The following is a 25,724-nucleotide window of genomic DNA, read 5'->3' as shown; positions in this document are numbered from 1 at the left end:
ATTAGTTCGGAGTATAAAATTTACTTTCATGATCGGTTGGATCGAGCGACACAGAAGCAATACTTGCCTTGTTTTGAATCCAGGAAAAAATTAAGGGTAGGACAATCAGTACTGCTACGGTTGAAAACAACAAGCCTCCTATGACTGCACGTCCTAAGGGCGCAACTTGTTCGGCCCCCTCACCATGTCCAATCGCCATCGGCAACATACCGGCAATCATAGCCACGCTGGTCATGATTATTGGGCGCAAACGCAAACTTACGGCCTCCTTCGCTGCCGACACAGCATCACCTGTGCGTTTCCGTATCTGTTCTGCGTTGGTAATCAATAATACAGCGTTGGCGATGGATACGCCCACAGACATGATGATGCCCATGTACGATTGAAGATTTAAAGTTGATCCCGTAAGCAAAAGCAACAACAACGCACCCAGTACAACGGCAGGGACAGACGTAAGCACAATAAATGAAACTTGAAACGACTGGAAATTTGCAGCAAGCATCAGGAAAATAACCACCACGGCTACCAATAATCCTCCCTGAAGGCTTGACAATGTTTCGTTTAAAACTTTACCCAAGCCGATCGATTCAATAAATAATCCTCTGGGCAATTCTCCCAGGGATTCGATAGCGTACTGTACATCCTTTTGAGCCGATCCCAAATCCGTTTGGTACACGTTAGCTGTCACCGAAAGAAACGAAATTGCACCCAGGTTATCATTTTCACCATAGGTAACCCCGGGCGTAATGGTCGCTACGTCGCCAAGTACGGGGCGGTTCGCATTCCTAAGCAAAGGAATAGCGTTGATGTCCTCTTGACTTTTCATTTGGTTCAACGGTACCTGTACCTGAACACTGTAAGAAAAGCCGCCCTTCTCGTCAACCCAAACATTTTTCTCTGTGTAACGCGACGATGAAGTCGCAGCAATCAGCGACCGTGAAATGTCATTCATGTCAATACCCAACTGCGCGGCACGCGTACGATCAATGTCTATGTTTAACGCGGGATATTCCAACGGTTGGGCAATCTGTACATCACGGAAGTAGTTAATATTTGATAGGTTTTCCACCAACTTCTTTGCATACGTTTCATTGATCTGTTTGTTTTTTCCAACAACCCTCACTTCTATTGGCGTTGGGGAACCTTGGCTTAACACTTTTTCTGTCAGTTCAATCGGTTCGAATGACAGCTTCACGTCTGGCATTAACTCCCGAACCCGATCACGCACCTGGTCTTTGAAATCATCCATATCGCCATCATAATTTTTTAGACTTACTTGAAATACGGCTTCATGGGGACCTGCTGTAAAAAGGTAGATTGGGCTGATCGAAAATAAAGCCGGATGCTGCCCCACATAAACAGAACTGATGGCAACGCGTTCTTTCCCAACCATGGTTTCAATTTCCTTTAGAACTGTGTGCACTTTCTCTTCGGTACGTTCGATCCGCGTTCCATTCGGCGCCCGAAGACGCAGCTGGAATTGACTGGAGTCTACGCGTGGAAGTACATCTCTTCCAATGTTTTCAATGAACAATACCGCCAGCGCCGTGACAACAATTAAATATGCGATTCCTATAACCCTCCTCGAAGGGGACAACCGATCAACAAAATTCACTATCCTGTTTTTGAATTTGTCAAACCGGGATAAGTTCGTACTGCGTTTACCATCACTAATATGTGCATGGCCTTCATGCGGTTTCATTAACCAGTTGGCCATTACTGGAACGAAGGTCTGCGATAGCAGGAATGATACAACCATTGAAGACCCAATGGCGAGTGCAAGTGGCAAGAATAAAGCGCCAGGTATTCCAACCATCGTAAACGCAGGAGCAAATACAGCCAGGATACAGAACAGGATCAGTAATTTAGGCAGTGCAATTTCACGACATGCATCCCAAATGGCGACAGCCTTAGGTTTCCCCATCGCGAAATGCTGGTGAATATTTTCGATGGTTACCGTGCTTTCGTCAACGAGTATACCGATGGCCAGGGCAAGTCCGCTGAGGGACATAATGTTGATTGTCTGCCCAAATAATTTCAAGAACAGCACGCCCGCAATTACTGCGGTGGGAATCGTGAGAATAACAATCAACGCAGCTCTCCTGTCACCCAGAAAAAGCAAAACCATCAGGCCGGTAAGAATGGCGCCTATTGCGCCTTCTGTTATCAGACTCTTGACAGAATTGATTACATAAACCGATTGATCGAACTCGTACGACAACTTAACATCTTCCGGTAACGTGCTTTGGATGCGTGGAAGGTTCGCCTTCAACTGGTTTACAACGTCCCAGGTAGATGCATCTGCTGACTTTGCAACGCTAATATAAACAGATCGTTTCCCGTTGATCAACGCATAACCTGCCGTTACGTCGGCACCATCGTTGATCGTGGCCACATCCCGCAGGTAAAGATTCTGAACCGCCCCTTTAAAAAGGGGAATATTTTCGAAGTCTTTAATCTCTTTCAACGTATTATTCGTTGGGGTGATGTAGTTCGTGTCACCTATTCTAACGTTGCCTGACGGCGCTGTCTGGTTATTCAGCCGAATAGCTTCTACAATCTGATCGGGCGTGAGATTGTGCGAACGCAGTCGTTCAGGGTCGACATTGATCTCAATGGTACGCACGTTACCACCAAATGGCGCTGGTGCCAATAATCCAGGTATCGATGTGAACGATGCCCGGACATAAATGTTAGCCAGATCTTGTAGTTCGTTGTTGCTGCGTGTCGGACTACTCAAGACCAACTGACCTACCGGTAATGAAGATGCATCGAACCGGATGATAAAAGGAGGATTGGAACCAGGAGGAAAAATTGCCTGAATCCTACTGGACAACGAACTCAGTTCGGCAGCAGCCTGTGCCATGTTCGTACCCTCATAGTACGTCAGTTTCATCAAGGTAAGGCCCTGAATATTTCTTGTCTCAATACTTTTCACACCATTCGCAAACAGCAGGATGTTGTTATACTGTTTACCGAAATAAGTTTCCATTTGATTGGGAGTATATCCGCCAAACGGGTGAGCGATATAAATGACCGGCAAATTCATTCTCGGCAGAATATCCACTTTGATATCGCGAATAGCCAATATACCAAAGAAGAATAAGCCTGCTACCAGTACTAAAACAGAGATTGGTCTGCGTAATGCGAGTTGTATTAAATTCATTATCTGGTCAATTCGTTTGTAAATAAATTAAGATCGCCAGTGGCTGCGGCTTTTAATAACAGGGCTTGCCATACATTGATAAAAGCAAGATCACGATCTGTTTCTGCGCGGTTAAGTGCATATAATGTTTGAGTGACGTCTACCAGCGTTGTTAGTCCATTTCGATACAGCGCGCTTTTTTGCGTATAGGCATCCGTTGCAGACTGTACTTGGATAGGCGCCTCTTGTTGGATGTGAAGCGCATTAGAAAGCTTTGCGTTAGCGATCTGTGTTTGTGTATTTATTTCCTGAGAGGCGAGCTCCAGTTCGGCTTGCGCCGCCATATTCAAATAACTCAAAGACTTCACTTGTGCATTCGTGCGCATTAGAGATGTCAGATTCCATGTCAGCCCGATGCCTACCAGATAGTTAGCCCTGGTTGGGGATATACCATCGCCATAACTGTGCGTAAACGCGGTTTGATCCTGCACATACTGCGCTTCAAAGCCAGAGGCTCGTGCTTGAAAAATACCGACAAGGCTAAGCGAGGGAAAGTAAGACTTCCTGCTAAGATTAATTTGCGCCTGGCTTTGCTGCACCCTGCTTTGATAGAAATTAAGTATCGGATGAGAACTTATCACGCTCGTATCCTTTGGCTCCAGGGCTGGCGTTATAAAAGCAAAGCTGCTGTCTAATGGCGTGTTGGAACCTACCGTGCCCAACAACAGTACAAGTTTTTTCTCCTCCTCCTGTTGGAAATCCAACGCTCGTAACAAAGCGATCCTAGCATTCGCAACTTCTGCGTTCGCAAGTGCAGAGTCTACGCCTGCGACCAATCCACCTTTTGCACGTGCGGAGACCGAGCGCTGAACAACCTCCGCACGTGCAAGATTTTTTTGTTGGGCCGCCGCAAGGCGTTGCGTACCCAAAACGTTGAGATATGCCGCAGCGACTCTAACCTGATGTTGAAACTGTTCTTGTTCAAGGTCACGCGCAGCTATTGCCTGCGTGGCCCGCGCGACTTGAATTCTCCCACGTGCTCTACCAAACGTAAACACTTCCCAATTAATATTTGCGAGGTATAACGCACCAAAGGCGGCATTCCAATTTTGTTCCGGCAATGGCAAACCAGAAGATCCGACACCAAAACCTCCGAAACCATAAAGCGGACCATTCTGTCCGTTGATGGTGCCATAAGTTTGCTGTGCTGACAAAACAATGTTAGGCAGGTATTCCCGTTTTGCCTGCGACAACGCATGTTGAGAACTTTGAACCTGAAAAGTTTTAGACTTTATAGTTCCATAGTTCATAACGCCAAGCGTGAGCGCTTCCTGCATCGTAAGGACATCCTGCCCTGAGACGTGATGCGATAGCATCGACAAAAAAAACATAATCAATAATAGCTTGGATCTGGGAGTCATATCTCTGTAGTGGGTAGTCCGTCTAAAATGCAAAGTTTGCATGAATGTTTGGATTAAAAATTATGGAATTCAAACGATCTTTTATGGCTTTCAAACAAAGACTAAGTTGCAAACGATTGTCGCAAACATCAACGGCAGAAACGCTTTATGGTTGAGCTTTTGTACATGCGGCGGCCGACGTTAAAACGGAGAATATTTGGGTTCTTAATCCAATTGGCAAGTGGAAGGTCGAATCAACAAAGTTTAGTGGATCGAAGATACTTTTAAACGGTCCTTTTTCTTAGTTACTCCGGCATCTGCGAGGCTGTACGAGAACCTGCAATAATTACATTTTCCTTTGAAATACCGACTGTCATTTAAGATCTCCTTTTAGAGCATTTTATAATTCTTTACAGCATTTCCTTCTGAACAAAAAACAATTCTGATAGTTAAAAAGAAGAACCAGTCACAGCACCTCGGTTCTGCCTACACTGTACTATGAAAAAAAATACCCTTCAGTCAAACCTGAAAAAAAATATTTACAGACTGAAACATTGGGAAACCTGGCCCTGGCTGATAAAGTACATTCCCATGATTCCATTCTGGATTCTACACTGCATTAGAGCAAGGTCTTGTTGGTTTTTTACGGCGGCGAATCCAACGCTGACTTTCGGCGGATACGAGGGAGAAAATAAAATGGAAATGTATAAAAGGCTGCCAGAGGGTACTTATCCACGAACAAGATACATTTGCACTACTGCATCAGACACAGAAGTTGAAGCTCAAGCAATGTGTTTCAATTTTCCAGTGGCTGTGAAGCCAGACGTGGGACGAATGGGCCTGATGTTCCGAAAGATCCATTCCCTTCAGGAGCTCCTTGAATATCATGGTAAGATGAAAGTCGATTATCTTCTCCAGGAATATATTCCATACCCCTTAGAAGTAAGTGTCTTTTACTATAGGTTTCCAAACAACGTAAAAGGTACTATTACAGGATTCGTTCGAAAAGAATGTCTTTCGATAACAGGAAATGGGGTTTCCAACCTGTATGAATTAATGCTGAAATATCCACGTGTTCAATTCCGACTCGAGGAAATGAAGATAAAGCACGCGACATCTTTAAAACACGTTATACCATGCGGCGAGAATTTCGTTCTATGTGATGCGCTAAACTTAAGCCGCGGCGGAAAACTTGTTAGCCTCGAACACGAAAAGGATGAAAAGCTCCTTGAATTTTTCGACAACCTAAGTCATGTTGGTGATTTTTATTTCGGTCGCTATGACATCAAATGCCGAAGTATTGACGACTTAAAAAATGGGAAGAATTTTTCGATCCTGGAATTCAATGGAAGTGGTGCAGAGCCACACCACGTTTATGGCGATGGCAACTCCCTTTTAAAAGCAATAAAGATTTTACTGGAACATTGGCATATACTCTTTCAGATTTCAGTTTTAAACAATAAAAAAGGCGTTCCGTACTGGGGTTTCCTCCGAGGCGTTCGTCATCTGCTGAAAGCAAGAAAACATTTCAAGAAGTTGAGAGCATTAGAGTTCAAGTCTTTCAACGAAATACAAACTGACAACCAGAAAACTAAACGCGAAGTGCATCACTATGCATTAACCCTAAATAAGCAAGAAAGTCATGAAATCAGAAGTGTTGATCGAAAAGAAGTACAGGGAATTTCTGGGTGAAAAGAGCTTTCCATGCGTTGGCGCCAAGGCAGCGCTTGCCAGAAATCATATTAAGTGTATGGTGGTATCCGATATGAAAAGTCCTGGACAGGACACTGATATTTTGCAATTCATTTATGACTTTGTAGATGGATACCGGTCATCAAATGACATGTACTATAGCGCTGCCGTAATTTTTAAAGAACCGCTTCACATATCTGAAAATGATTTTGATGAATTGCTGTGGCAGCGATTGAGCGCCCTCTCAGCTTTGGACAAGAAATATTTTCAACACGATCCACGGGTAGCTTCAGATCCTCTGTCAACCAGTTATAGTTTCAGTTTGAAAGCAGAGGCCTTCTTTATCGTTGGACTTCATGCTTCAAGCAGCAGAAAGGCACGACAATTTACTTATCCAACGTTGGTTTTTAATCCTCATGCTGAATTTGAAAAACTCAGAGCGTCGAACAAATTCCAAAAAATGAGAGACGTGGTTCGCCAACGAGATATTGTTTATTCCGGATCTGTCAACCCGATGCTTAAAGATTTTAACGAAGCATCGGAGGTTTATCAATACAGTGGCAGAAAGTATCCCACCGATTGGCGCTGTCCTTTATTCAAGTAATATGAACATCATTCCACCACGGTCAGGTGTAGCCTTTACGTTAAAGAAAGGTGACAAGCTCCAAGTTTACGACGTTCAGGGTGAGCAGGTTTCTGACTTTATATGTTATAACCTGCAAGACAGAACAGAATACCTCTCGTCAGGTCGTACACTGGACTATGCCGAGACGCTATTTTTAACAAAGGGGCATGTATTTTATTCCAACAGGAGCAATGAAATGTTTCAAATTATCGAAGACACGGTGGGCAGGCATGATTTTCTTTTAGCGCCTTGCAGTGCAGAAATGTTTCGAATTACTTATGGGCACACAGATCCTCATCATGGATGTTTTGGTAATCTTAAAGGTGCCCTTGCAGAATATGGCATTTCAGGCGACACCATTCCAACGTGCTTCAATATCTTTATGCATGTAGATGTTAACGGAGAAACTGGTAAACTATCTGTTCTGCCGCCGAAGAGTAAAGCAGGCGACTCCATAACGCTTGAAGCAAAAATGGATCTTATAGTGGGTATGACCGCCTGTTCAGCAGGGATGTCTAATAACTTTAGCTACAAGCCTATCGGCTACGAAATTTTGTAACTCGTCCGACGTTAGCCTTCGTTTATAAAAACGGGCCTCTCAATAGCAGTGCCAGAAATAGGCGATAGCCCGCTTTTTTTAAATTTTTATTTGCCCAGAAATAAACACTACCCTTGCCCCCGTGTTATAGTGGAGTAATAAAATAATCTCTCACCTAAAAAATTATCAGTTATGAAAAAATTATTATTTGCACTAGTTATGTGCTCCGCTTCGATTGCCGCTCTTGCTCAGGACGCTTCTACCCCTGCTGCTCAACAACCTGCCACCCAAGGTCAAAATACCAGTACTGAAATGCAACCTATTGCCACAAGCGATCTTCCTGCAGCTATTACAGCATCGCTGCAAGGTCAGGACTATAGTGGCTGGACGGTAAGCAATGCTTTTAAAAAGGAAAAAGATGGAAAGACAATTTACAAAGTGGAATTAAAAAATGGTGCCGAAACAAAAACAGTAAAATTTGATGCCGACGGAAATATGATGAAGGGCAAAGACAAAGATAAAGACAAAAGCGTACAGAAATAGTCATAAGGACCACTCAAGTGTAAAAAGGCTGCCTCAAAAGGGCAGCCTTTTTATTGATTATCTATCCTGGGATATTATTCACGGAAGTTACACTGGCAAACCAATTACTTGTAGCCCATGCGTTGCAACTCCGTTTAATTCTCAACAAACTTTAGCTGACCTGTAACACCATTTACTTATCTCCGAGAATGTTTTCCTACGGTGCTTAGATACACTTGAACCCCGCTCGCTCTAGCCTTTTTCAGACCGACTATTAAACGAAATATAAAATTAAACGGGATCAAAGAGTTACCCGACGTAAAGGCACGACGCTATTTTCTCTTCACATAACCACCTTTGTGGTCCCTCCTTTTGTAAGCGAAATGTCAACCGGAACATTTTCTTTCCAAGAGCCTGATGTAAAGTCAGGAATATCCACAGAATTTGATCTATTGGAAACGGATTTCTCGCTTAATGGTGCAATAGCACTCCAGAGCGCGGCATCATAAACATCCATGTCCACTGGTAAGCCATTGCGAAGGCAGTCAATCGTACGCCAGTCCATTAAAAAATCCATTCCGCCATGTCCGCCCACCTGCTTTGCCATCTCCCCGACTTTACTCACGATAGGCGCCACGTATTTGCTTTCGAGATTTTTAAATTCTTCCTCGTTCACCCAGTCTCCATGACCGAAAGCAATTTTCCCAGGTTGCGGATACTTCAAACAAGAGGCTTTGGTGCCACTGACTTTATGAATGCGTGAATACACTGCCGGAGATGTTACATCATGCTGCAACATGATCGTGCGACCTTTGCTGGTTCGGATGGTTGTTGTATTCATATTTCCCCGGAACTTTTTATTTGCAAAAGGCTTATAAAAGTCATCCTTGGAGGCCAGCTCATTTGCCATAGCTGCCATTTGAAAATCCGCACTAGAGACTGCAACTAAGTAGTCCATTTTATCTCCGCGATTAATATCCATTGCTTGCGCGATAGGTCCTAAACCATGCGTCGGATATAAATTGCCGTTGCGCAAATTTTCTTTCAGACGCCACATGTCATAATATTGATCTTTTTCAAAATTTTCATGAAGTAACGTATGGATATAAGCGCCTTCACCATGAATAATCTCTCCAAACAAACCCTGCCGGATCATGTTCAGTGTTAATAATTCAAAAAAGTCATAGCAGCAATTTTCCAGTATGATACAATGTTTTTTTGTCTGCTCTGATGTCTCGACCAATTGCCAGCACTCCTCCAACGTTTTGGCTGCAGGCACTTCAATACATACATGCTTTCCGTGGTTCATGGCATAAACGGCCATGGGTGCGTGTAAAGACCAAGGCGTTGCAATGTATACCAGATCAATATCCGAACGGTCACACATTTTTTTCCATTCTTCTGCATGACCTGTATATACTTCCGGATGATGTATCGATCCTTCCAGTTTTTTCTTCACCGCGTTCACCTTTTCGGGACGTATGTCGCATAATGCTTTTATTTCTGTCCCTTCCACATGCGTCATCCTTTCAACAGCCCCTGGTCCTCTGTTACCCAATCCGATAAAGCCGATCCGGACGGTCGGAATTTTTGGCGCGGCATATCCGCACATATTGAATCGTTTGGCCTTAGGTCTGTTAAGGGTCGCTGCCGCCACGTTGTAATCATTCAATACAGAGGTGCTAGCTAATCCCATTCCGGTAAGGCCCGAAATTTTTAAAAACTCCCTGCGACTTGTATCCATTTTGTTTTTTTTAAGTTCTCCCGAAAATATTAATGTCCTGAGTTCTGAAATCTTTATAAGTACGAGAGACACAGTTTCGATTTTTCTCCTCGTATTTCATAACTTTTTTTAACTTTTTCATCAAAATTATCCGTCACAAGGAAATGGAAAGGTTGCTAACCTGAACTCAAAATAAAAACTACTTAGAAAATTCAATAAAATGCTTCATGGAAGGTACCGCCGAAAAATGCACACCGCACAGTGATTTTAAAAATATTCTGCTTGTGATACACCAAAAAAAATTCGTGTATTCATTTACGCGGTTCCATAATTGGAGGCAAGTTCATGGGCTCATCGGGCAGTCAGTCTCCGCGCGTGCGGGATTGCGTAAAATGACTCTAGATCTGGAAGTAGTATATCTACAATTGTGATCTATAATCAATTATACGCATTTTTCACCGCTGTAATATTTGAGCTCATCACGGAATTTAAAGAAAGCTATTGCTTTGAAGGGGAGATAGGTGAATTATCAAAATGAATTAGAGACGTCTCAGTTGACCTTTTTAAGCCCTTTAGTAGGATCGTTCTGTTGTGACTGATCGACACTATCATCCAAATTGATTTTAATTTCCTCGTTGTCCTCATTCAGATCAACTTCTGAATTAGACTCGTCATGGCGGTAGTCAACTTCGTTATCCTGGACCCAGTCAGCATCGATTTCAATGTCAAGATTCATCTCATCTAAATCAATCTCAATGGGCTTAATTTCGATGTCTATGTCCTCGATGATGTCTATGTCCTCGATATCAGCATTGGTTAGTTCCAGATCAACGTTCAGCTCGTGAAGGTTGGTTTCGATGTGGTCAATCTCGGTCTCGATATCTCCAAGGGCAAACTCAACTGACTCCAAAGCCTCCTCGACAACTGCCTCTATGTTGACTTCCTCCACCGCTTCCTCAATATGGATATTGATATCCATCTCCCCGGATCCCGTCGCTATTTTTCTCAAACCCCTGTGTCTCGATGATTCTTCGTCAGTCTCTTTTATCTTGGAGGGTTCTTTTTCAGATTGTGGCTCGTCAGCTTTTGGATCCACTTCCTGGGAAAAGCCGTAAGTTGAAATGAGTGACATGGTCATGCAAACAAAGAGGGCGTAGATGGGGAATCTCATAGCGTAAAATTTTGGGTATAATGGGAATACTCGCACGCTTTAAAAAGGTTACAAGTTTTCTTTATTATCCGAATTTTATGAAATATGGGAGGCTATTTCTTCCCCAGACGGTAGATACAGTCTACTACTGGCACAACGCAACTTATGCGCATCATAATAGTTTGACGTAATTGGTGCTCTTTTAAAACCTTGCTTACTGTATCGCTATGCAAAATCACCACAAAATTTGCCATACGGGATTGGATGATCTTCCCTTTATCTACCAACTGTTTGAACATTCAATTTTATATCAGGAAAAGAAAGGTTTTCCGGTCTGGAGAGACTACGATAAAGGCGCTATTGTAAAAGACATTGAAAATAAAAATCAATACAAGATCATCATTGATAACACAATTGCGATTGTCTTTAGCGTTGCATACAGTGACAAAATAATCTGGAGAGATTTAGATAAAGGAAATTCTATTTATTTGCACAGAATCGTAATCAATCCGCTATTCAAAGGACAAAAACTTTTCGGAGCCGTAGTTCGATGGGCAATCGGGCATGCGAGGGAGAAAGGGTTAAGCTCCATTCGGATGGACACTTGGGCTGCAAATCCAACGATCATCCAATACTATAAAAGTTTTGGTTTTGAAACGGTGGAAAATTATACCACACCAAACAGCACAGAATTGCCAGTTCACAATAGAAATTTATCATTGACGTTACTAGAGTACCGAGGAAAAGCAATGTAGGAACTACACCCGAAAAATCGTAGGTACGATGCCGCCTTTCGTTAGGTTAAAAAAAAGATGTAAGCTGAGAATGATCAATTGCATCACAAACAAAAGAGCTAACTGGCTGCCATTTCGTTCGCTATCAGTTCGTAACGTTCCTGGCTTCCGCTGCGATAGTAGAGCGGTGACTTACCGAAAGTCTTCGTGAATGCGGCAGTGAAATTTGCGGCGTGTGTATATCCGATTTCATCCGCAATCTTTTTAATCGTCTTGTCAGTGTCACGTAACAAAAAGCGACTGTATTCCAACCGCTTATACTGCAAATATCTAATCGGAGAAGTGTCGAACAGCATTTTGAAACCATGCTTCAATTTGAAGTCATTGATACCAAAGTGCCTCGACAGCATCTCAAGTGATGTAGGGTCGAGAAAATGTTGATCTATATATTTCTTTACTTCATGCAGGATATCCGCATCACGTCTATTGATTCTTCCATCCTGCCGGATTTTTTTTCCGCTGATGATTGGGTTGAAGTGGAATAGTTGCAACGTAAGCAGGGCCCTTATGTGTTCACGGATAAAAGCTGCTTTCATATCCCCTTTGTAAGGACAGTCCATGATATTTTTCAGAATTCCGAGAATTCCTGCATCTGCCGGAATGTGCTCATTGATGGTATTGAATTCTGTTTGATGAAGTATCATTTCAGGCATCCTGTCTTCGGATACCGAAAGATGATTTGTAAGCAGATCAGTATAAAAACTCTTTTTCAGACGGAAAGTAATATCGTTCTGCCGCGCATGCTCATCCAGCAAATTGCGGCACTCATAATGCTTAAAAAAGTTTATACAATGGCTCACCGGTGATAAAAGAAACGGATCAAACCGGTCATTGAAAGCCGAATAGCCATTTAACGAAAAAATCATTTGTATAGTCGCCTCGTTGCAAGAAAACGGGATACTCATCGCGTCGCCGGAAGTCTCAAAATCTCGCCGGACGATACTAAAGTGATCATAGTTTTCAATGGAGCAGACAAAGGTTCCGAAATCAGCAGACTTTGTAATTTTGCCATCCTGAACTTTTGATAACAGGGAACCAATGGAAGAGATGATGTCAGCCTTGATTTCTGATTTATTCACAAAACGAAGATTAACAGAGTAGTGGAACGGGGAGTTTGGAATTTCGTTACGTGTGCGAGCTGAAATAACGTTTAATAGCTGTCTCCAGTTTGGAGACAGCTATTATTCGAATTATATCGCAAGATTTTTTATTCGGAATTGTCCTGCATGGGTATTTCGATATATTACATTTAAACATAAAAAAAGAGACTTGTAGTGAGTCTCTTTTTTATCATCTCAAAATCCTTTGTTATCCGGTTTGGCTTTTAGCTGATGCTCAACAACCCAATTCCCGATTTTTTCTCCAAGCTCAAGGCCTTGTTCGCAGGAGAAGCGGAAGTGAATTCCGGCGAACACCCGTGAATCAGCATTTTCTTCAGCAGCCTTCGAGAAATTCACAAATGTACGGGTACTGTTTGCAGGCTCGGCACTGGTAGACGTCATGGTAAAACCCGTATTAGCACCGATCAATTCATTTAAAACAGTAGCCGCAGCGTTACCCAAAGTACTATGAGTTGATGGATAGTCGTGCACGGGCGGCGTGTTCATCAGTGGCTCCCAGGATGCATCTTCGGAGGTGTTATCATTTCCGTCGGTTGCAGCAGCACGTACTGCAGTATACGGGCGCCAGAAGTTATAGTGAAATTTGGAATCCCAGCCAGCGATGTATGAATCGGCAAGCGCGATATTTACCAACGCAAATAGGCGCGCCGTTGATATAAGGTCGAGGTTTTTGTCCGCGGCGGCAGTAGCTGTTACCCGGTTCCACCCGATCTCTGAGAACTCGTACCAGAATTTCGCGATGGTTGTTTCTTCAGATGTTCGCGTACTGTTTTCCTTTATCCCTTTTGCCTTTACTTCATTAAAATCTTCGGTATACTCCGCACTATTGAGCGCTGGCATTGCTGCAATGCGAAACTGGTTTGGCGACTCAAGTCCAAATGTCGGAAGTGTTGCCCAAAAAGGCGCATATACAAATGGTGTTGGAGGAACGGGTTGATATAACCCTGGTTGCTGAGGGTTGTTGATTTCAGCAATTGGATTTTGGAAAGCACCATCATTAATTCGTCGCGTAATGATTGCCTTTCCTGCCAATGCTCCTAATGCCACACCGCGTTCCTTCGCGTCGGCAGACTTAACATCCTTGATGGCTTGTGCAAGCGCGGCATCCAGTTGGCCCTTCTTATCTGGAAACGTTTCGACAAGCACAGTATACGCTGCCGAAGAAATCGCCGCTATCGGATCTGCCTTCTTATCTTGTTGCTGCAACGTGTATGTTTCATACATGGGCGCAATACCATTGAGTGCATCATGCATGGCGATGTGAACCATAGCAAAAATTCGCGATGCAATCATCGGGTCGTACGTTGGCCCTTGCATAGTTTCAAAAGCAATGGTGTTCCACTGAAGAACAATTGCATTTGAATGGTTCCGGAAAGGGTTCTTCTTACGCGGCGACTCTCCGTAACCAAAACCTTCGGAATCCGAGCAGGCGGAAAAAAAGATTGCTGTAAATACCAGCAAAAGAGAAATACGTTTTTTCATGATCGTTATATAGTTTTTTGAAGATTCAAACGACGCATGATCACTCCGGTACTTATGAGAAAAGTAGCTTCATTTATGCAAAAGGTATTTTATAAAAGGTAAATGCCGTGGAACGAAACTTTCAGAACATAGTTATACGCTCCACGCCGGTAAAAGACGTGTAAGGTCTGCGTAAGTAGGTTGTACAGTCTTGTATTTCCTTGAGGCAATCGGTATTATCAATTCTTAGATCGGAAGAGACAGGGTGACCCCTAAATCCAAGTTATTAGGCAACTGACAACTCTAAATCATGTAATCTGGAAAAGCGTAACCCAGCCATCACCATATCTCATTCATCTCCGTCAACACAATCGGCTTACCATCTGTGACTACAATAGTGTGTTCGTGCTGTGCCATAAAACCTCCTTTGTTTCCAACCATTGTCCAGCCGTCCTGTAAAGTTTCAGCGTATGTTGACGTGGTAGAAATAAAAGTCTCAATGGCAACGACCGAATTTTTCTTAAACCTGGTCAGGTTCAGGGGATTTCTGAAGTTTGCTATCTCGGCAGGCGCTTCGTGAAGGCTTCGGCCGATTCCATGGCCTGTCAGATTTTTGATTACACGGTAGCCTCTTTTCTTCGCCTCTGTTTCCATGAGAAACCCAATGTCGGAAAGGCGAACGCCACTTTTTATATTGTAGATTGCCTTATGCAAAATCTCCTTTGAAGCATTGACTAACTTTTGATGTTGGTTCACTTTTGTACCAAGAACAAAGGAACCTCCGTTGTCCGACCAATAGCCATCCAGTTCCGCAGAGACATCAATATTAATTAAGTCCCCTTCACTCAGAACTTTTCTATCTGATGGGATACCATGGCAGAATTCATTGTTTACACTGATACACGTCCAACCAGGGAAACCATAGGTCAAAAACGGTGCAGATTTTGCGCCGAAGTTCCGGAGAATTTGTCCACCATAGTTATCCAATTGTTTTGTCGTCATCCCAGGCCGCGCATAATCTCTCATTTGCTTCAAGGTATATGCAACGGCTTCGCTTGCCTTTTTCATTCCGATTAAATCAGACTCTTTTGTGATGGACATACTTCTATTTTTAATGAATTTATGCGCTGCTGATGCGTTTTATGATTAATCGAATTCCAAAGATAAAAGGAATGATTAAATGGTTTTAAAAGATTCAGGCAAATTCCTCCAAAGTCATTTCTCTATTTACCATCATACCAGCGGTTGTGCCCATCGCTACAGCATTGGCCACCGTGCGCATACGATTTACATTATCACCACATGCAAAAATTCCGGAAACAGTAGTTCTTTGAAAAGAATCAATCCTAATGTATCCTTCATCCGTTAATTCACATCCCAACGTTTCCGGGATAACACAATGTTGTTCAAACGGGACACGTGTATATATGACTTTAGTAGACGCTGTTGTGCCATCTCTAAAAATTACGCTATGCAGATGCCCTTTTGTATGCTCAAACCTATCGATTTCAGTCTCCACAATATTTATGCGATGACTTTTAATTTTTGCAGCTTGTTCGGTTGTTAAAGTAGATCTTCCGTTGGTGAATAATGTGAGATCTTTTGTCCAGTTTGAAATTAGACTCGCGAATTCAAACCCATATTCACCGTTACCAACGATGCCTGTTCGCTCATTCCTAACTTCATACCCGTGGCAATAAGGACAGTGAAGTACTGAGATTCCCCAGCACTCACCAAATCCTTCCACGTTGGGCAGTATATCTTTGATGCCGGTGGCAAATATTAATTTTTTGGCGCCAAACCTTTCACCTGACAATGTTTGAATCTCAAATCCACTTTCTGTTTTAGTCCCTTTAATAGCCATACCGTTAAAGAACCGTATTGTATCGTACATTTGCACCTGGTGTTTTGCAAGAGTGGCTATTTCCCCAGGTGGTTTTCCGTCGTGCGTAATGAAATTGTGTGAGTAAGGCGTTTGCCTGTTGCATGGTTTGCCACTGTCAATAACCATCACTTTCCGCAACGCTCGGCCTAGAGCCATTGCTGCCGCGAGGCCCGAATAGCTCCCTCCGATTATTATGACATCGAATTTATTATGATCTGCCATCGATTTTTTTTGCTTTATTAAGATGAAACGATAAGAAACTTTCCAACACCTTCTTATGCTTCAAAGAAAGGCTGTGAATAACAACATGGCTATCGCGTTTACGAATTATCTTTATTACGGGTCGGTGAAGCCAGGCGGATCAATGACTCCACAAGCGGCATACCGACAAAAACTATCCATGGAACCAATGATAGGGTAAGTAACAACGTCCTTTGATACAATGGCAGGACAGATAATGTTTCTCCAAACAGATAAAGAAACAGAGTGATTGATGGATAGATTACAATCCATATCTTTAAGGATGCGATTAATTTTACTTTTGTTTTCATGCAGATTTTTTTTTTGATTATTACTTTGTTAGCACAAAGGTATTTCATGCAGAAATCTGAAGAATAGGACAAAAATAAAGTTGAATAGGACTTACCTGAAATTGTTTCTAAAAGACTCCGGTGAATGTCCCGTGTGTTTTTTGAAAAATCTGATAAAGTATGAGACATCTTCGTAACCCAGGTGATATGCTATCTGCGTTACCTGGTTGGAAGTCGCAAGAAGGTATCTCTTGGATTCTAGAATAATATATTCATCAATAAGCTCTGAGCATGTTTTACCAAGTGTGCTCTTCGTAATTGCGTTCAGTTGAAAATTTGAAAGGTTTAACATCTCTGCATATTGAGACACTTGCTTATGACTGGCAACATGGGTCTCCAAAAGTTCAAAAAATTGTTCAAGACGGTCTTGCGCGTAGTTGTTGGCATCAGGTAAAGGCCTTTTGCGTTGTTTTCGTTGACGGAGAAGCTCTATAAAGAAAATACTGAGATTCGCCTTAATAACGTCTAAATAACTCTCCTGCTGATTCACATACTCCTGAGAAATATTCCTCAATATCGCGTCCAATTTTTTGAAACCATTAGCATTCGGTTGGCAAAAATTTACATGGCTCGACTTCCGCAATAACTGATGTGAGATCTTGTCATGAGAAAAAAAGCCATTATTAAATTCTAGCAAATATCCCTTGCTGCCTGACTTTAATGTAAGCTGATGTACCTGACCGGGGCGAAGGAAAAAAACAACGTGGTCGGCAACTGTATAGGGTGTAAAATCGATTTTATGGCTACCGAGTCCCTTTCTCAAGGCTAGAATAAAAAAGAAATCATGTCTATGAAGCTCTTGGGTCATGTCTTTTCCACCAAGCACATTCTGGACATCGCGTATCCTGAAGCTTTCAAAAATACGCTGCTCTTTTTGAGTTGCCTGAATATGCCTTATTGGAATATTTCTCATTCGGAATTTCGTCTGGAAGAGTCCCCGCTTATATGAGGGTTTCAATTCGATGTAGTTACATTATGACTTAATCAAGGTCTAAATAACTTGCCACTAATTTACAATGGTTTTCCACTTCTTGATGTGTCTGGTTAAATAGCAATACACTTATAAAGGTTGAGAAAGTTAGAAATGCATAAACCGGCGGCACGACCATTGACTGATTGGCGGATCCAGATTCGTACCTTTTTCAACTTTAACAAAAATCGATTTAAGATTCCTCTTCTCTCATATTTCCTTCCAAATTATTAATTTCAAGCCTGCTTGATTTTCCATTATGAGGCGTTTGCTAAACATATTGCAGGAATCGTTTCCCTACTACCTTAATGATGATAAAAAAAACGCGTGGCTGATTGCCGGCTTCAGTGTTTTTATGGTAGTATTTCTAATTGTATTGCTACCCATGAAGCTGATATGGGTTTTAAAGTTCAGCCTCATTGGCACCGTGATTTTCGCTGTCCTTTTTCCGACCATACTCTGGTTTCCGAAAATTTTTCCAAAAATCATCAACCCTGAAACCTGGACGATTGGGAAATACATTCTCTTCACCTTTTTTCAACTGATGATCATCGGGATAGTAACTCCGATACTGATTCATGTTTTGAATTTCCACCCAGAACTATCGCTCTGGATGAATGTGAAATATTTCTTTATCGAAATGATGATGTATGGAAGCTTCTCCATCATCCTCTTTACATTCATTTTGCGAAATGTCATGTTAAAAAACAGCCTTAGAAGAGCGCTTCATGCCAACGAAGAACTGGAAAAGATACGTGGTCTAAAGTATACGCCTGCCATCACTAATGCTCAACAAAACATTACGATTCAATCCGACACAAGTGAGACGGCGCATCTTAACCCGGAGGAGCTTCTTTATATCGAAGCAAGCGACAATTATTCTACCCTATACTGGAAAAACACAAACGGACTTCAAAAAAAGATGTTGCGCGTTAATCTTAAAAATATTGAGACGCAACTGAACAACCCACTTGTAGTACGATGTCATCGCTCGTACATGGTGAACATCAATGCCATCACAGAAGTGGAAGGGAATACCAATGGTTACAGATTATCACTCCGGGACACCGACTTCACCGTTCCGGTATCCCGCGGAAAGGGCCGGGAAGTCATTGAGAAGATAGAACAGATCAGAAATATGGCCGAATCAGCCTAGCTGTTCGCCCCAAGGCTTTGTTATTCGTACCACGCCTTAGCAATTCGCCTCAAATTTCGCGTCAGATTCAACAATAAAGGGCTCCAAACTAACCCTGATAATTCGCTCGCGTTTTCAGATCCAAATCAAAATTTCACATGATACACAATCTGAAAACCACCGGTTTCCTGAACGTCTTGCTCCTGATGAGTACCCTATTTGTTTCACATGTCACGTTTGCGCAGTCCACCCAAATCCTCCGCGGACGCGTGACGGATGGTGTGAGCAATTCAGCACTCATTGGCGTCACTGTTCGTATGCCTTTAGATTCTATCACACTAATGGGAAGTATAACCGACGAAAATGGAGATTTCAAAATTGAGCAGGTACCGTTAGGCCGCCACACGCTGATCATCTCTTACATTGGTTATGAAACGCAGACCCTCCCGAATATTATCGTAACGGCCGGAAAAGAGGTTGTGCTTAATATAGCACTACAAGAAAGTATAAGCGAACTTTCAGAAATTACGATCACCGCCGACGCACACGATGACAAAACCGCAACCAACAACGATCTTGCAATGGTTAGCGCGCGGTCATTCAATACCGACGATACGCGACGGTATGCTGGATCGATTGGTGATCCCGCCCGTATGGCCGCCAATTTTGCAGGCGTGGTGGGTGGCAACGACGCCCGCAATGATATTGTCGTACGGGGCAATTCGCCAACCGGAATGTTATGGCAACTGGAAGGGTTGAACATTCCGAATCCCAATCACTTCGGCACGCTGGTGAGCACCGGTGGACCGGTCAGCATGCTGAACAATAACACGATCGATAAGTCAGATTTTATGACCAGTGCATTTCCTGCACAGTATGGCAATGCAACGGCCGGGGTATTTGATATAAAACTTCGCCAGGGAAACAATGAAAAAACGGAACTCATGGCACAGGCGGGTTTCAACGGATTTGAACTCGGCGCCGAAGGACCATTCACTAAAAATTCAAAAGGCTCTTACTTAGTTAACTACCGTTATTCAACATTGGGTGTATTCAATGCCCTGGGCATTGAGTTTGGGACCGGAACTAGTGTACCGCTTTACCAGGATCTTAATTTCAAGATTGCACTTCCGGCAGGAGAAAAAGGTAAGCTTTCCTTTTTCGGTATGGGCGGGAGCAGTGCCATAGACTTGCTGGGAAGCGAAGCCAAGCTTGACGATGCAAACCAACTATACGGAAGCGAAAATGTCGACAGCTATCCGCGTTATAAAACAGGCGTCGCTGGAGTAGCTTATGAACGAACATTGACAAATAAAACATTTATTCGACTGGTGACGGGCGTCAGTTATACCGACGAACAGCTCAAAAATGATTCGCTGGTGCGCAACGATCAGCAGGAGGTTATCAACAAATACCTTTGGAACGAAGCTTCGTTCCAAACAACCAAATATGCTGCGAATCTGCTGACACGCACAAAATTCAACCGCAGAAATTCACTTACCTCGGGAGTCACGATCGATATGATGGATGTTGATCTCTATCAACGTGATGTATTCGCCAATGTGTCCAGCGACACCGTTAGGCTTAATGTCCAGGATAAGACGGTTTTGTATCAATTCCATACAACGTGGAAACATCGTTTCAATGAACACTGGTCCTGGCAGAACGGCATTCATGCTCAATATTATAGTTTGAATAACGAGTGGGCCATCGAACCCCGGATGGGATTGCAATTTATCCCAGGTCAGGGCAACCAGGTCTTTAGCCTGGGCTATGGAATTTATAATCAGGCACAAAACATCACTACGTCTTATGCACAAACAAGGCAGGGCGATGAATCCATTCTGACGAATAAAGACCTTGGCTTTACTACCAGCAATCATTTTGTTTTTACTTACGATTGGAACATCTCCGAAAAATTGAGATTGAAAGCGGAAGCATATTACCAATCCCTGAAGAACGTGCCGGTTGAACAAAATGCTTCTTCCTTCTCAGCATTGAACACCGGCATTTCATTTGGTCCTTCAAACCAGGACAGCCTTGTAAACAAAGGCGTTGGAACCAACTATGGCATTGAACTTACCCTCGAACGTTTTTTCAACGATGGATATTATTATCTCCTTACCACTTCCCTATTTAATTCGCGTTATGAAGGCAGTGATGGGATCGCGCGCAATACAGCCTACAATACCAAGTTTGTATTAAATGTATTGGCTGGAAAAGAATGGGCGTTGAACGGTGGAAAATTTTTCTCTTTGAATTTGAAAGCTACTACAATCGGCGGACCTTATCTTACACCATTAAACTACGAATTGTCGCAGGCTCGTGGCAGAGCGGTTTATGAAGAAAGTAAAGCCTTTAGTGTGAAGCAGGATCCGTATTTTCGTGTTGATCTGAGATTGTCCTTCAGACAAGAATTTAAAAGAAGTACCCTGGAGGCATCGCTGGATCTTCAGAATCTGACAAACCACAAGAATATTTTTTCACAAAGCTATAATCCACGTACCAATTCCGTGATGACATTATATCAGCAGCCATTCTTTCCAGTTCCGTATGTGAGGTTTACGTTTTGATGGGATGCCCGGTTGATAAATGAGATATTACGTTGCAGCAGCTGAGACGCAGCGATTAGTTTCCAAACTTTTCGACGCCTCTTCGCTGCTGCGATTTACTTGCAATTTTTCTATTTCACGAGCTGATAGGATAGTATATCAAAGTCGTAAAAGCTGTCGTCCGGCGATCTGGCATTTCTCGTGCTAATCATTCTTACAACTACCAATTTTTTTTGAGGAAATATAGTCATTCGCTGACCGAGGTATCCTCTGGCTGCAAAACCTACGATGTCAGCATCATTTGTTACGAACGTGTAGATGTTATCAAAATAAGATTTATTGAAAAGTAAATCTCGTAACCGTGTCCATCCCCCCATTTTTTTCACAGACTCAAGTGTGTCGATGGCATTCCAAAAGTCGATATCATTCTGGTATCGACCCGTTACTTTTTTTAAATCGTTAATTAGTGTATCCTTAAGACCAACTTGTTGCAGCTTCTGAATGTTGTGGTCGTCAAACGTAAGATAACTTATTGCCGGGTCGTGCACCAACCACCACAGCAATCCATTCGTCGGCACATACGGTTGTCCCGGTTTCATCGATTCATCAAACCAGCTTTCATTAATGATTTGCATTCCCTTCCAACTTCCCCTATGAAGCACGAGTAGCCCAACTTTTGCCATATCATCAGCTTTAATAATAAGTTCTGCCATACAAATCGGGTTTCCTTTTTCTAGGAAAGCAGAATCATATTTACCTCGGGAATTGAACAAAAAAGCATCGGTGAGCCATGTATAATTTTGAATTTCGAGAGGTTTAAAAATGTATTGATGAATATATTTATCCATTCTCATTCCACTTGCTTTTTCAATTATACCTGCGAGCAAATTCACAGCCTTGTTGTTATAAAAAAATTTGGAACCGGGATTGTCAGTTATATCCGCATCTAAGGCAAGCTTCACATAATCCGGACTCGAATATATTTCACTCGTATAGCGTTGTGATTGAATGCCTGATGTATGATTTAAAAGATGCCGAATGGTTACGTCCTTTTTTATTCCCTTATTCCACTCTGGGTAAAACCGATGAACAGGCTCATCAATCGACTTGATTTTTCCGTGAGTTAATAGGAGGCCAACGCCAAGATTAACAAATGATTTTGTGGCAGACATTGACTCCAACGGGGAATAATTATCATCAAAACATTGATTTAAGATCAATTTATCGTCGTGATAAATAACGAGCGCACTTGAATGGGTTTCCTTTGCTCTTTCCACCAGAACATCTAACGCCCTTTTGTCAATTGACTGCGATGACAACCCTAGCGGAAAAAGCATGATCAGCGTAAACAGAAATTTGGTCATCATGCTACATAACGTTTATTGCTGGTTCATGGCTTAGTAAACTCTCGCCGTTATCTCAGCTTACCTGACGGCGTTCCAATAGACTACTGTCGAACCAAAATTACGACATCGATCTCCTTCAACCAATCACCGAGATAAGATCACAACACAGCATCCGCCGCAGCTTCACCCGTGTTAATGGCACCTTCCATAAATCCTTGCCAGTCTGCCAGGTGTTCACCGGCAAAATGAGTATGCATAAAGTGCTTTCTCAAATGCTTCTGCACAGTACTCCATTGACCTGGCTTGTAGACAGCGTAAGCACCTCTTGTAAAAATATCGGAGCCCCAATTGTAGTTTGCCTGCTTTTCAAAATTAGAAGCAATTGAGCCGAATCCACGTTGTAATGAAAGCTGTACCAGGCTTAACCGTTCTTCGTCGGATTGATTTCCCATTACATCCGCTTTGTCACCAATAGTATAAGAAATTAACGCCCCCTTTTTCGAAGGTTGATTTTTTGTTGCGTGATAAAAATAATGGGCTGGCATATCGGTCAGGAGATCAAAGCTTTCTGCTTCCCAAAAACGTGTCGAGAAAAGCAGGGGGTTCTTATTTATCCTGGCATACTGCAAAGCATGCATGGCGTCCACCTGCTCCGTTGGCAATGCAGGTTGCCAGGCAACTTTTCCCAGCGCAAAGGTCGGCATCGTACAAATAATTTTATCTGCTTTAAAGCTTTCTCCATTGCTGCAAAACACCTCAGCGCCTGCATGACTTTGAATTATTTTAGTAACGGTACAATTAAGCCTGACTTTATCCATCCCGATCTTTTCAACTATTTTTTTTGCCAGCATGCCGTTGCCGCCTTTTATTTTGTAATCCATTTCATTCTTCTCGCTGCTAAGGGCATATTCGTTCAGCGCTGCCAATGCCGAGACTTGCCGAATGGTTTCTCCAAAATCCGTGGTGTCATTTAACTCATGCACCATCAGATCAAATCCTTCACATCCATTATTGTTTAAGAAGCGCCACCAATCCATGTTATCCAATTTATTCCGCTCGGCCGCCGATAACGTGCTGTATCCTTTTTTTAGCTGATCAAATTTCTTTTTCCATTGTTCCGAAAAATCCCACTCTCCATGTTTATAATAACGGTTTGCCAAAATAAGGTGACTGTCCATTTGATTGTTCTCAATGGGCAGTTGCATTTCATCACAAAGTTGTCTTAACCGCGTGTGCGATTCACCAACCCATTCTGCACCGAGCTCGACTACTAAATTCTCGCCCTCATCCAAAACGTGCGAAAACACCCTGCCACCTATTCTATTCCGACCTTCCAAAATTATGAACTCGCTGTTTTTTTGATAAAGTCTATACGCTGCAGCCAGGCCTGAGAATCCGGCTCCTATAATTATGAACCTGGGTTTCTTGCCAATAGCAAATGAAGGGTTGAGCGCCAGTGCAGAGGCAGCAAGCGAGGTGCGCTGAATAAATTCTCGTCTGTTCATTTTGATATTAATACCGGAAAGCTTGTATACTTTTTTGACGTTAGATTAGCAAGCCAATCATTTTTACAACAATATCTTAAATTATCTTCTTTGAGAAATCATTCAGCATAAAAACTCTTCACGTCCTTTTTCAAGAGTTCACCGCTGGCTGCATACAGGTTGAACTGAATTTCTTGGTTCTTCGATAACGTCGGCCGGATAGTCTGCTAATTCCAGTGTTTTAATCGCATTTCGTGTGTTAAATGGCCAGCCTGATATTATAGTCAAAGTGAAGTTTGTTGTTTGAATCGTTTCCGTGAAATGAAATCATTTCACTCCGAAGAAAACGCCAATTAATTTTACCCTTCGTATCAAAAATTCATATAGCAACATGGTAAAGAAGAAAGTCCCTGTTACGATGATAATGTATTTGGCGGTTATGCTCCATTCACACCTGATCACATAGAATCCTATTGCAATCAAAACGGTTTGATGAAGAATATAGAAAGGGTATACTGCTCTATTGGCATACTGAAGTCTGGCACTGTTATGGGCAAGATAATGCCGCGCATAACCAAGTGAACAAAATATCCAGGAGAGGATATTTACACATTTAAGGAAATCAAAAATATATCTTCCTACTACAAATGTTTCAAGAAAATTTTTCCCCGGTTGGTGCCAACCAAAATAGATCATGCTGAATGAAAAAAGTCCAAGCAAAAGATACATGCTACGACGGTGTTCCAACATGTCCCAAAAAGATCCGGCCGTTGCGAAAAAAAAGCCATAGATAAATATCAGAAAATAAAATAAAAAGTTGTACCAGTCGCTAACAAGATTTCGCGTATCCGGCCAATGCGGACGAAGAAACAATTCTGTTAGAAAAAGCGGGATAACAAATAGTGATAGAAGATAAAATCTTTTTGAGAGGCAAGTAGAGATGGGCGCAACAATCGACGTCCCCGCTTTGCTTCGCAGATACAAAAAAAATGGCAGTGCAATAAAAGTAAATACAAACAGGTACGCCAGAAACCAGAGATGGTTCCAAGTAATGTTACTAAAGAATAGCGGGTAAAACTGCCAATAACTTCCTTTGAAAGTTTGATGATGCAGCCATTCGAAATATACCTGTGGGGGAATGATCACCACTATACCAAATACGAGCGGCAGAAAGATGCGTTTAAATCGCTCCTGAGCAAAAATACCGGCAGTACGCGTACCCAATGCAAAACAAATTCCGGCACCTGAAACAAAAAATAATAACGGGAGCCGCCACTGATTGAGAAATAACATGGGCAGTTTGAGCGTCTCGCTAAACGAACTGTTTTGTATATGAAAGCCCCAGTCTACAAACATAAGACCAGTATGGTAAAAAACCAGAAGCCCAAAAGCAATCACGCGCAACCAATCCAGAAAATAAAGCCGCCGTTTAGGCGTTCGTTCTTCCATATCGTACTTTATTTTCAACGACCCGGATGGCAGCGAAAGGTTGCATTGGGCTTTTTATTAACTAAGGGAAAATGATTAATACTTTCATTTGCGTCTGGCGGAAAATATCAGTGTTGTACGGTAGCAGGGAGCTAGTTTGTTA

19 protein-coding genes are annotated in these 25,724 nt (G+C 42.5%); 7 read left to right on the top strand and 12 right to left on the bottom strand.

Features of this window, described 5'->3' with window-relative positions; all coding sequences use genetic code 11:
- Position 1: 1 nt before the first annotated feature.
- Both P2W71_RS12980 and P2W71_RS12975 read right to left on the bottom strand, forming a co-directional pair.
- On the bottom strand, positions 2 to 3,166 hold the full coding sequence (locus P2W71_RS12980) for an efflux RND transporter permease subunit (RefSeq protein ID WP_276371667.1): 3,165 nt from the start codon (positions 3,164 to 3,166) through the stop codon (positions 2 to 4).
- A complete protein-coding gene (locus P2W71_RS12975) occupies positions 3,166 to 4,608 on the bottom strand; it encodes a TolC family protein (RefSeq protein WP_276371666.1) in 1,443 nt (480 codons plus the stop codon). The genes P2W71_RS12980 and P2W71_RS12975 overlap by 1 nt, the downstream gene beginning before the upstream one ends.
- A gap of 435 nt (positions 4,609 to 5,043) precedes the next feature.
- On the opposite strand from P2W71_RS12975, the gene P2W71_RS12970 reads away from it, so the two are divergent.
- From P2W71_RS12970 to P2W71_RS12955, 4 genes are all read left to right on the top strand, one after another.
- Entirely contained in the window at positions 5,044 to 6,237 is a 1,194-nt protein-coding gene (locus tag P2W71_RS12970; RefSeq protein ID WP_276371665.1) for a hypothetical protein, read from the top strand.
- Positions 6,188 to 6,841 carry a guanitoxin biosynthesis heme-dependent pre-guanitoxin N-hydroxylase GntA gene (gntA, locus tag P2W71_RS12965; RefSeq protein ID WP_276371664.1) on the top strand — a complete coding sequence of 218 codons (654 nt, stop codon included), beginning with the start codon at positions 6,188 to 6,190 and terminating at the stop codon, positions 6,839 to 6,841. Before P2W71_RS12970 ends, gntA begins: the two co-directional genes overlap by 50 nt.
- A 1-nt stretch (position 6,842) precedes the next feature.
- Positions 6,843 to 7,421, top strand: a complete 579-nt coding sequence (locus P2W71_RS12960; protein WP_276371662.1) for an urea carboxylase-associated family protein — start codon at positions 6,843 to 6,845, stop codon at positions 7,419 to 7,421.
- Positions 7,422 to 7,592: 171 nt separating this feature from the next.
- Positions 7,593 to 7,943 carry a hypothetical protein gene (locus P2W71_RS12955; RefSeq protein ID WP_276371660.1) on the top strand — a complete coding sequence of 117 codons (351 nt, stop codon included), beginning with the start codon at positions 7,593 to 7,595 and terminating at the stop codon, positions 7,941 to 7,943.
- Positions 7,944 to 8,265: 322 nt separating this feature from the next.
- On the opposite strand, the gene P2W71_RS12950 is transcribed toward P2W71_RS12955, so the two are convergent.
- Together P2W71_RS12950 and P2W71_RS12945 are read right to left on the bottom strand one after the other, a co-directional pair.
- Positions 8,266 to 9,666, bottom strand: coding sequence for a Gfo/Idh/MocA family oxidoreductase (locus P2W71_RS12950; protein WP_276371658.1), 1,401 nt, complete (start codon positions 9,664 to 9,666; stop codon positions 8,266 to 8,268).
- Between the two features lie 529 nt (positions 9,667 to 10,195).
- Positions 10,196 to 10,816, bottom strand: a complete 621-nt coding sequence (locus tag P2W71_RS12945) for a hypothetical protein (protein ID WP_276371656.1) — start codon at positions 10,814 to 10,816, stop codon at positions 10,196 to 10,198.
- Between the two features lie 206 nt (positions 10,817 to 11,022).
- On the opposite strand from P2W71_RS12945, the gene P2W71_RS12940 reads away from it, so the two are divergent.
- A complete protein-coding gene (locus P2W71_RS12940) occupies positions 11,023 to 11,550 on the top strand; it encodes a GNAT family N-acetyltransferase (RefSeq protein WP_276371654.1) in 528 nt (175 codons plus the stop codon).
- Positions 11,551 to 11,648: 98 nt separating this feature from the next.
- Here P2W71_RS12940 and P2W71_RS12935 read toward each other — a convergent pair whose 3' ends face one another.
- The 5 genes from P2W71_RS12935 to P2W71_RS12915 form a co-directional block, all read right to left on the bottom strand.
- Positions 11,649 to 12,668 (bottom strand): AraC family transcriptional regulator, encoded by a 1,020-nt coding sequence (locus P2W71_RS12935; RefSeq protein WP_276371652.1) that lies wholly within the window; start codon positions 12,666 to 12,668, stop codon positions 11,649 to 11,651.
- Between the two features lie 216 nt (positions 12,669 to 12,884).
- Positions 12,885 to 14,192, bottom strand: a complete 1,308-nt coding sequence (locus tag P2W71_RS12930) for a vanadium-dependent haloperoxidase (RefSeq protein WP_276371650.1) — start codon at positions 14,190 to 14,192, stop codon at positions 12,885 to 12,887.
- Positions 14,193 to 14,510: 318 nt separating this feature from the next.
- Positions 14,511 to 15,272 (bottom strand): type I methionyl aminopeptidase, encoded by a 762-nt coding sequence (gene map / locus P2W71_RS12925; protein WP_276371648.1) that lies wholly within the window; start codon positions 15,270 to 15,272, stop codon positions 14,511 to 14,513.
- 94 nt (positions 15,273 to 15,366) lie between these two features.
- Positions 15,367 to 16,278, bottom strand: a complete 912-nt coding sequence (locus P2W71_RS12920; RefSeq protein ID WP_276371646.1) for an NAD(P)/FAD-dependent oxidoreductase — start codon at positions 16,276 to 16,278, stop codon at positions 15,367 to 15,369.
- Positions 16,279 to 16,698: 420 nt separating this feature from the next.
- Positions 16,699 to 17,559 carry an AraC family transcriptional regulator gene (locus P2W71_RS12915; RefSeq protein ID WP_276371644.1) on the bottom strand — a complete coding sequence of 287 codons (861 nt, stop codon included), beginning with the start codon at positions 17,557 to 17,559 and terminating at the stop codon, positions 16,699 to 16,701.
- A 316-nt stretch (positions 17,560 to 17,875) separates the two neighbouring features.
- Here P2W71_RS12915 and P2W71_RS12910 point away from each other — a divergent pair, with 316 nt between their 5' ends.
- Entirely contained in the window at positions 17,876 to 18,772 is an 897-nt protein-coding gene (locus P2W71_RS12910) for a LytTR family DNA-binding domain-containing protein (protein ID WP_276371642.1), read from the top strand.
- Positions 18,773 to 18,909: 137 nt separating this feature from the next.
- The gene (locus P2W71_RS12905; RefSeq protein WP_276371640.1) at positions 18,910 to 21,324 is read left to right on the top strand and encodes a TonB-dependent receptor; all 2,415 of its coding nucleotides are present in this window, start codon (positions 18,910 to 18,912) and stop codon (positions 21,322 to 21,324) included.
- Between the two features lie 110 nt (positions 21,325 to 21,434).
- On the opposite strand, the gene P2W71_RS12900 is transcribed toward P2W71_RS12905, so the two are convergent.
- The 3 genes from P2W71_RS12900 to P2W71_RS12890 all read right to left on the bottom strand — a co-directional run bounded on the left by P2W71_RS12900 (position 21,435) and on the right by P2W71_RS12890 (position 25,582).
- On the bottom strand, positions 21,435 to 22,670 hold the full coding sequence (locus P2W71_RS12900; protein ID WP_276371638.1) for a serine hydrolase: 1,236 nt from the start codon (positions 22,668 to 22,670) through the stop codon (positions 21,435 to 21,437).
- Positions 22,671 to 22,807: 137 nt separating this feature from the next.
- Positions 22,808 to 24,154: an NAD(P)/FAD-dependent oxidoreductase gene (locus P2W71_RS12895; protein WP_276371636.1), complete on the bottom strand. Its 1,347-nt coding sequence runs from the start codon at positions 24,152 to 24,154 to the stop codon at positions 22,808 to 22,810.
- Positions 24,155 to 24,460: 306 nt separating this feature from the next.
- A complete protein-coding gene (locus tag P2W71_RS12890) occupies positions 24,461 to 25,582 on the bottom strand; it encodes an acyltransferase family protein (RefSeq protein ID WP_276371633.1) in 1,122 nt (373 codons plus the stop codon).
- Positions 25,583 to 25,724 lie beyond the last annotated feature (142 nt).

Source organism: Chryseolinea sp. H1M3-3, assembly GCF_029360725.1.
GTDB lineage: Bacteria > Bacteroidota > Bacteroidia > Cytophagales > Cyclobacteriaceae > Chryseolinea.
This window is presented reverse-complemented; position numbering and strand designations above follow the sequence as displayed.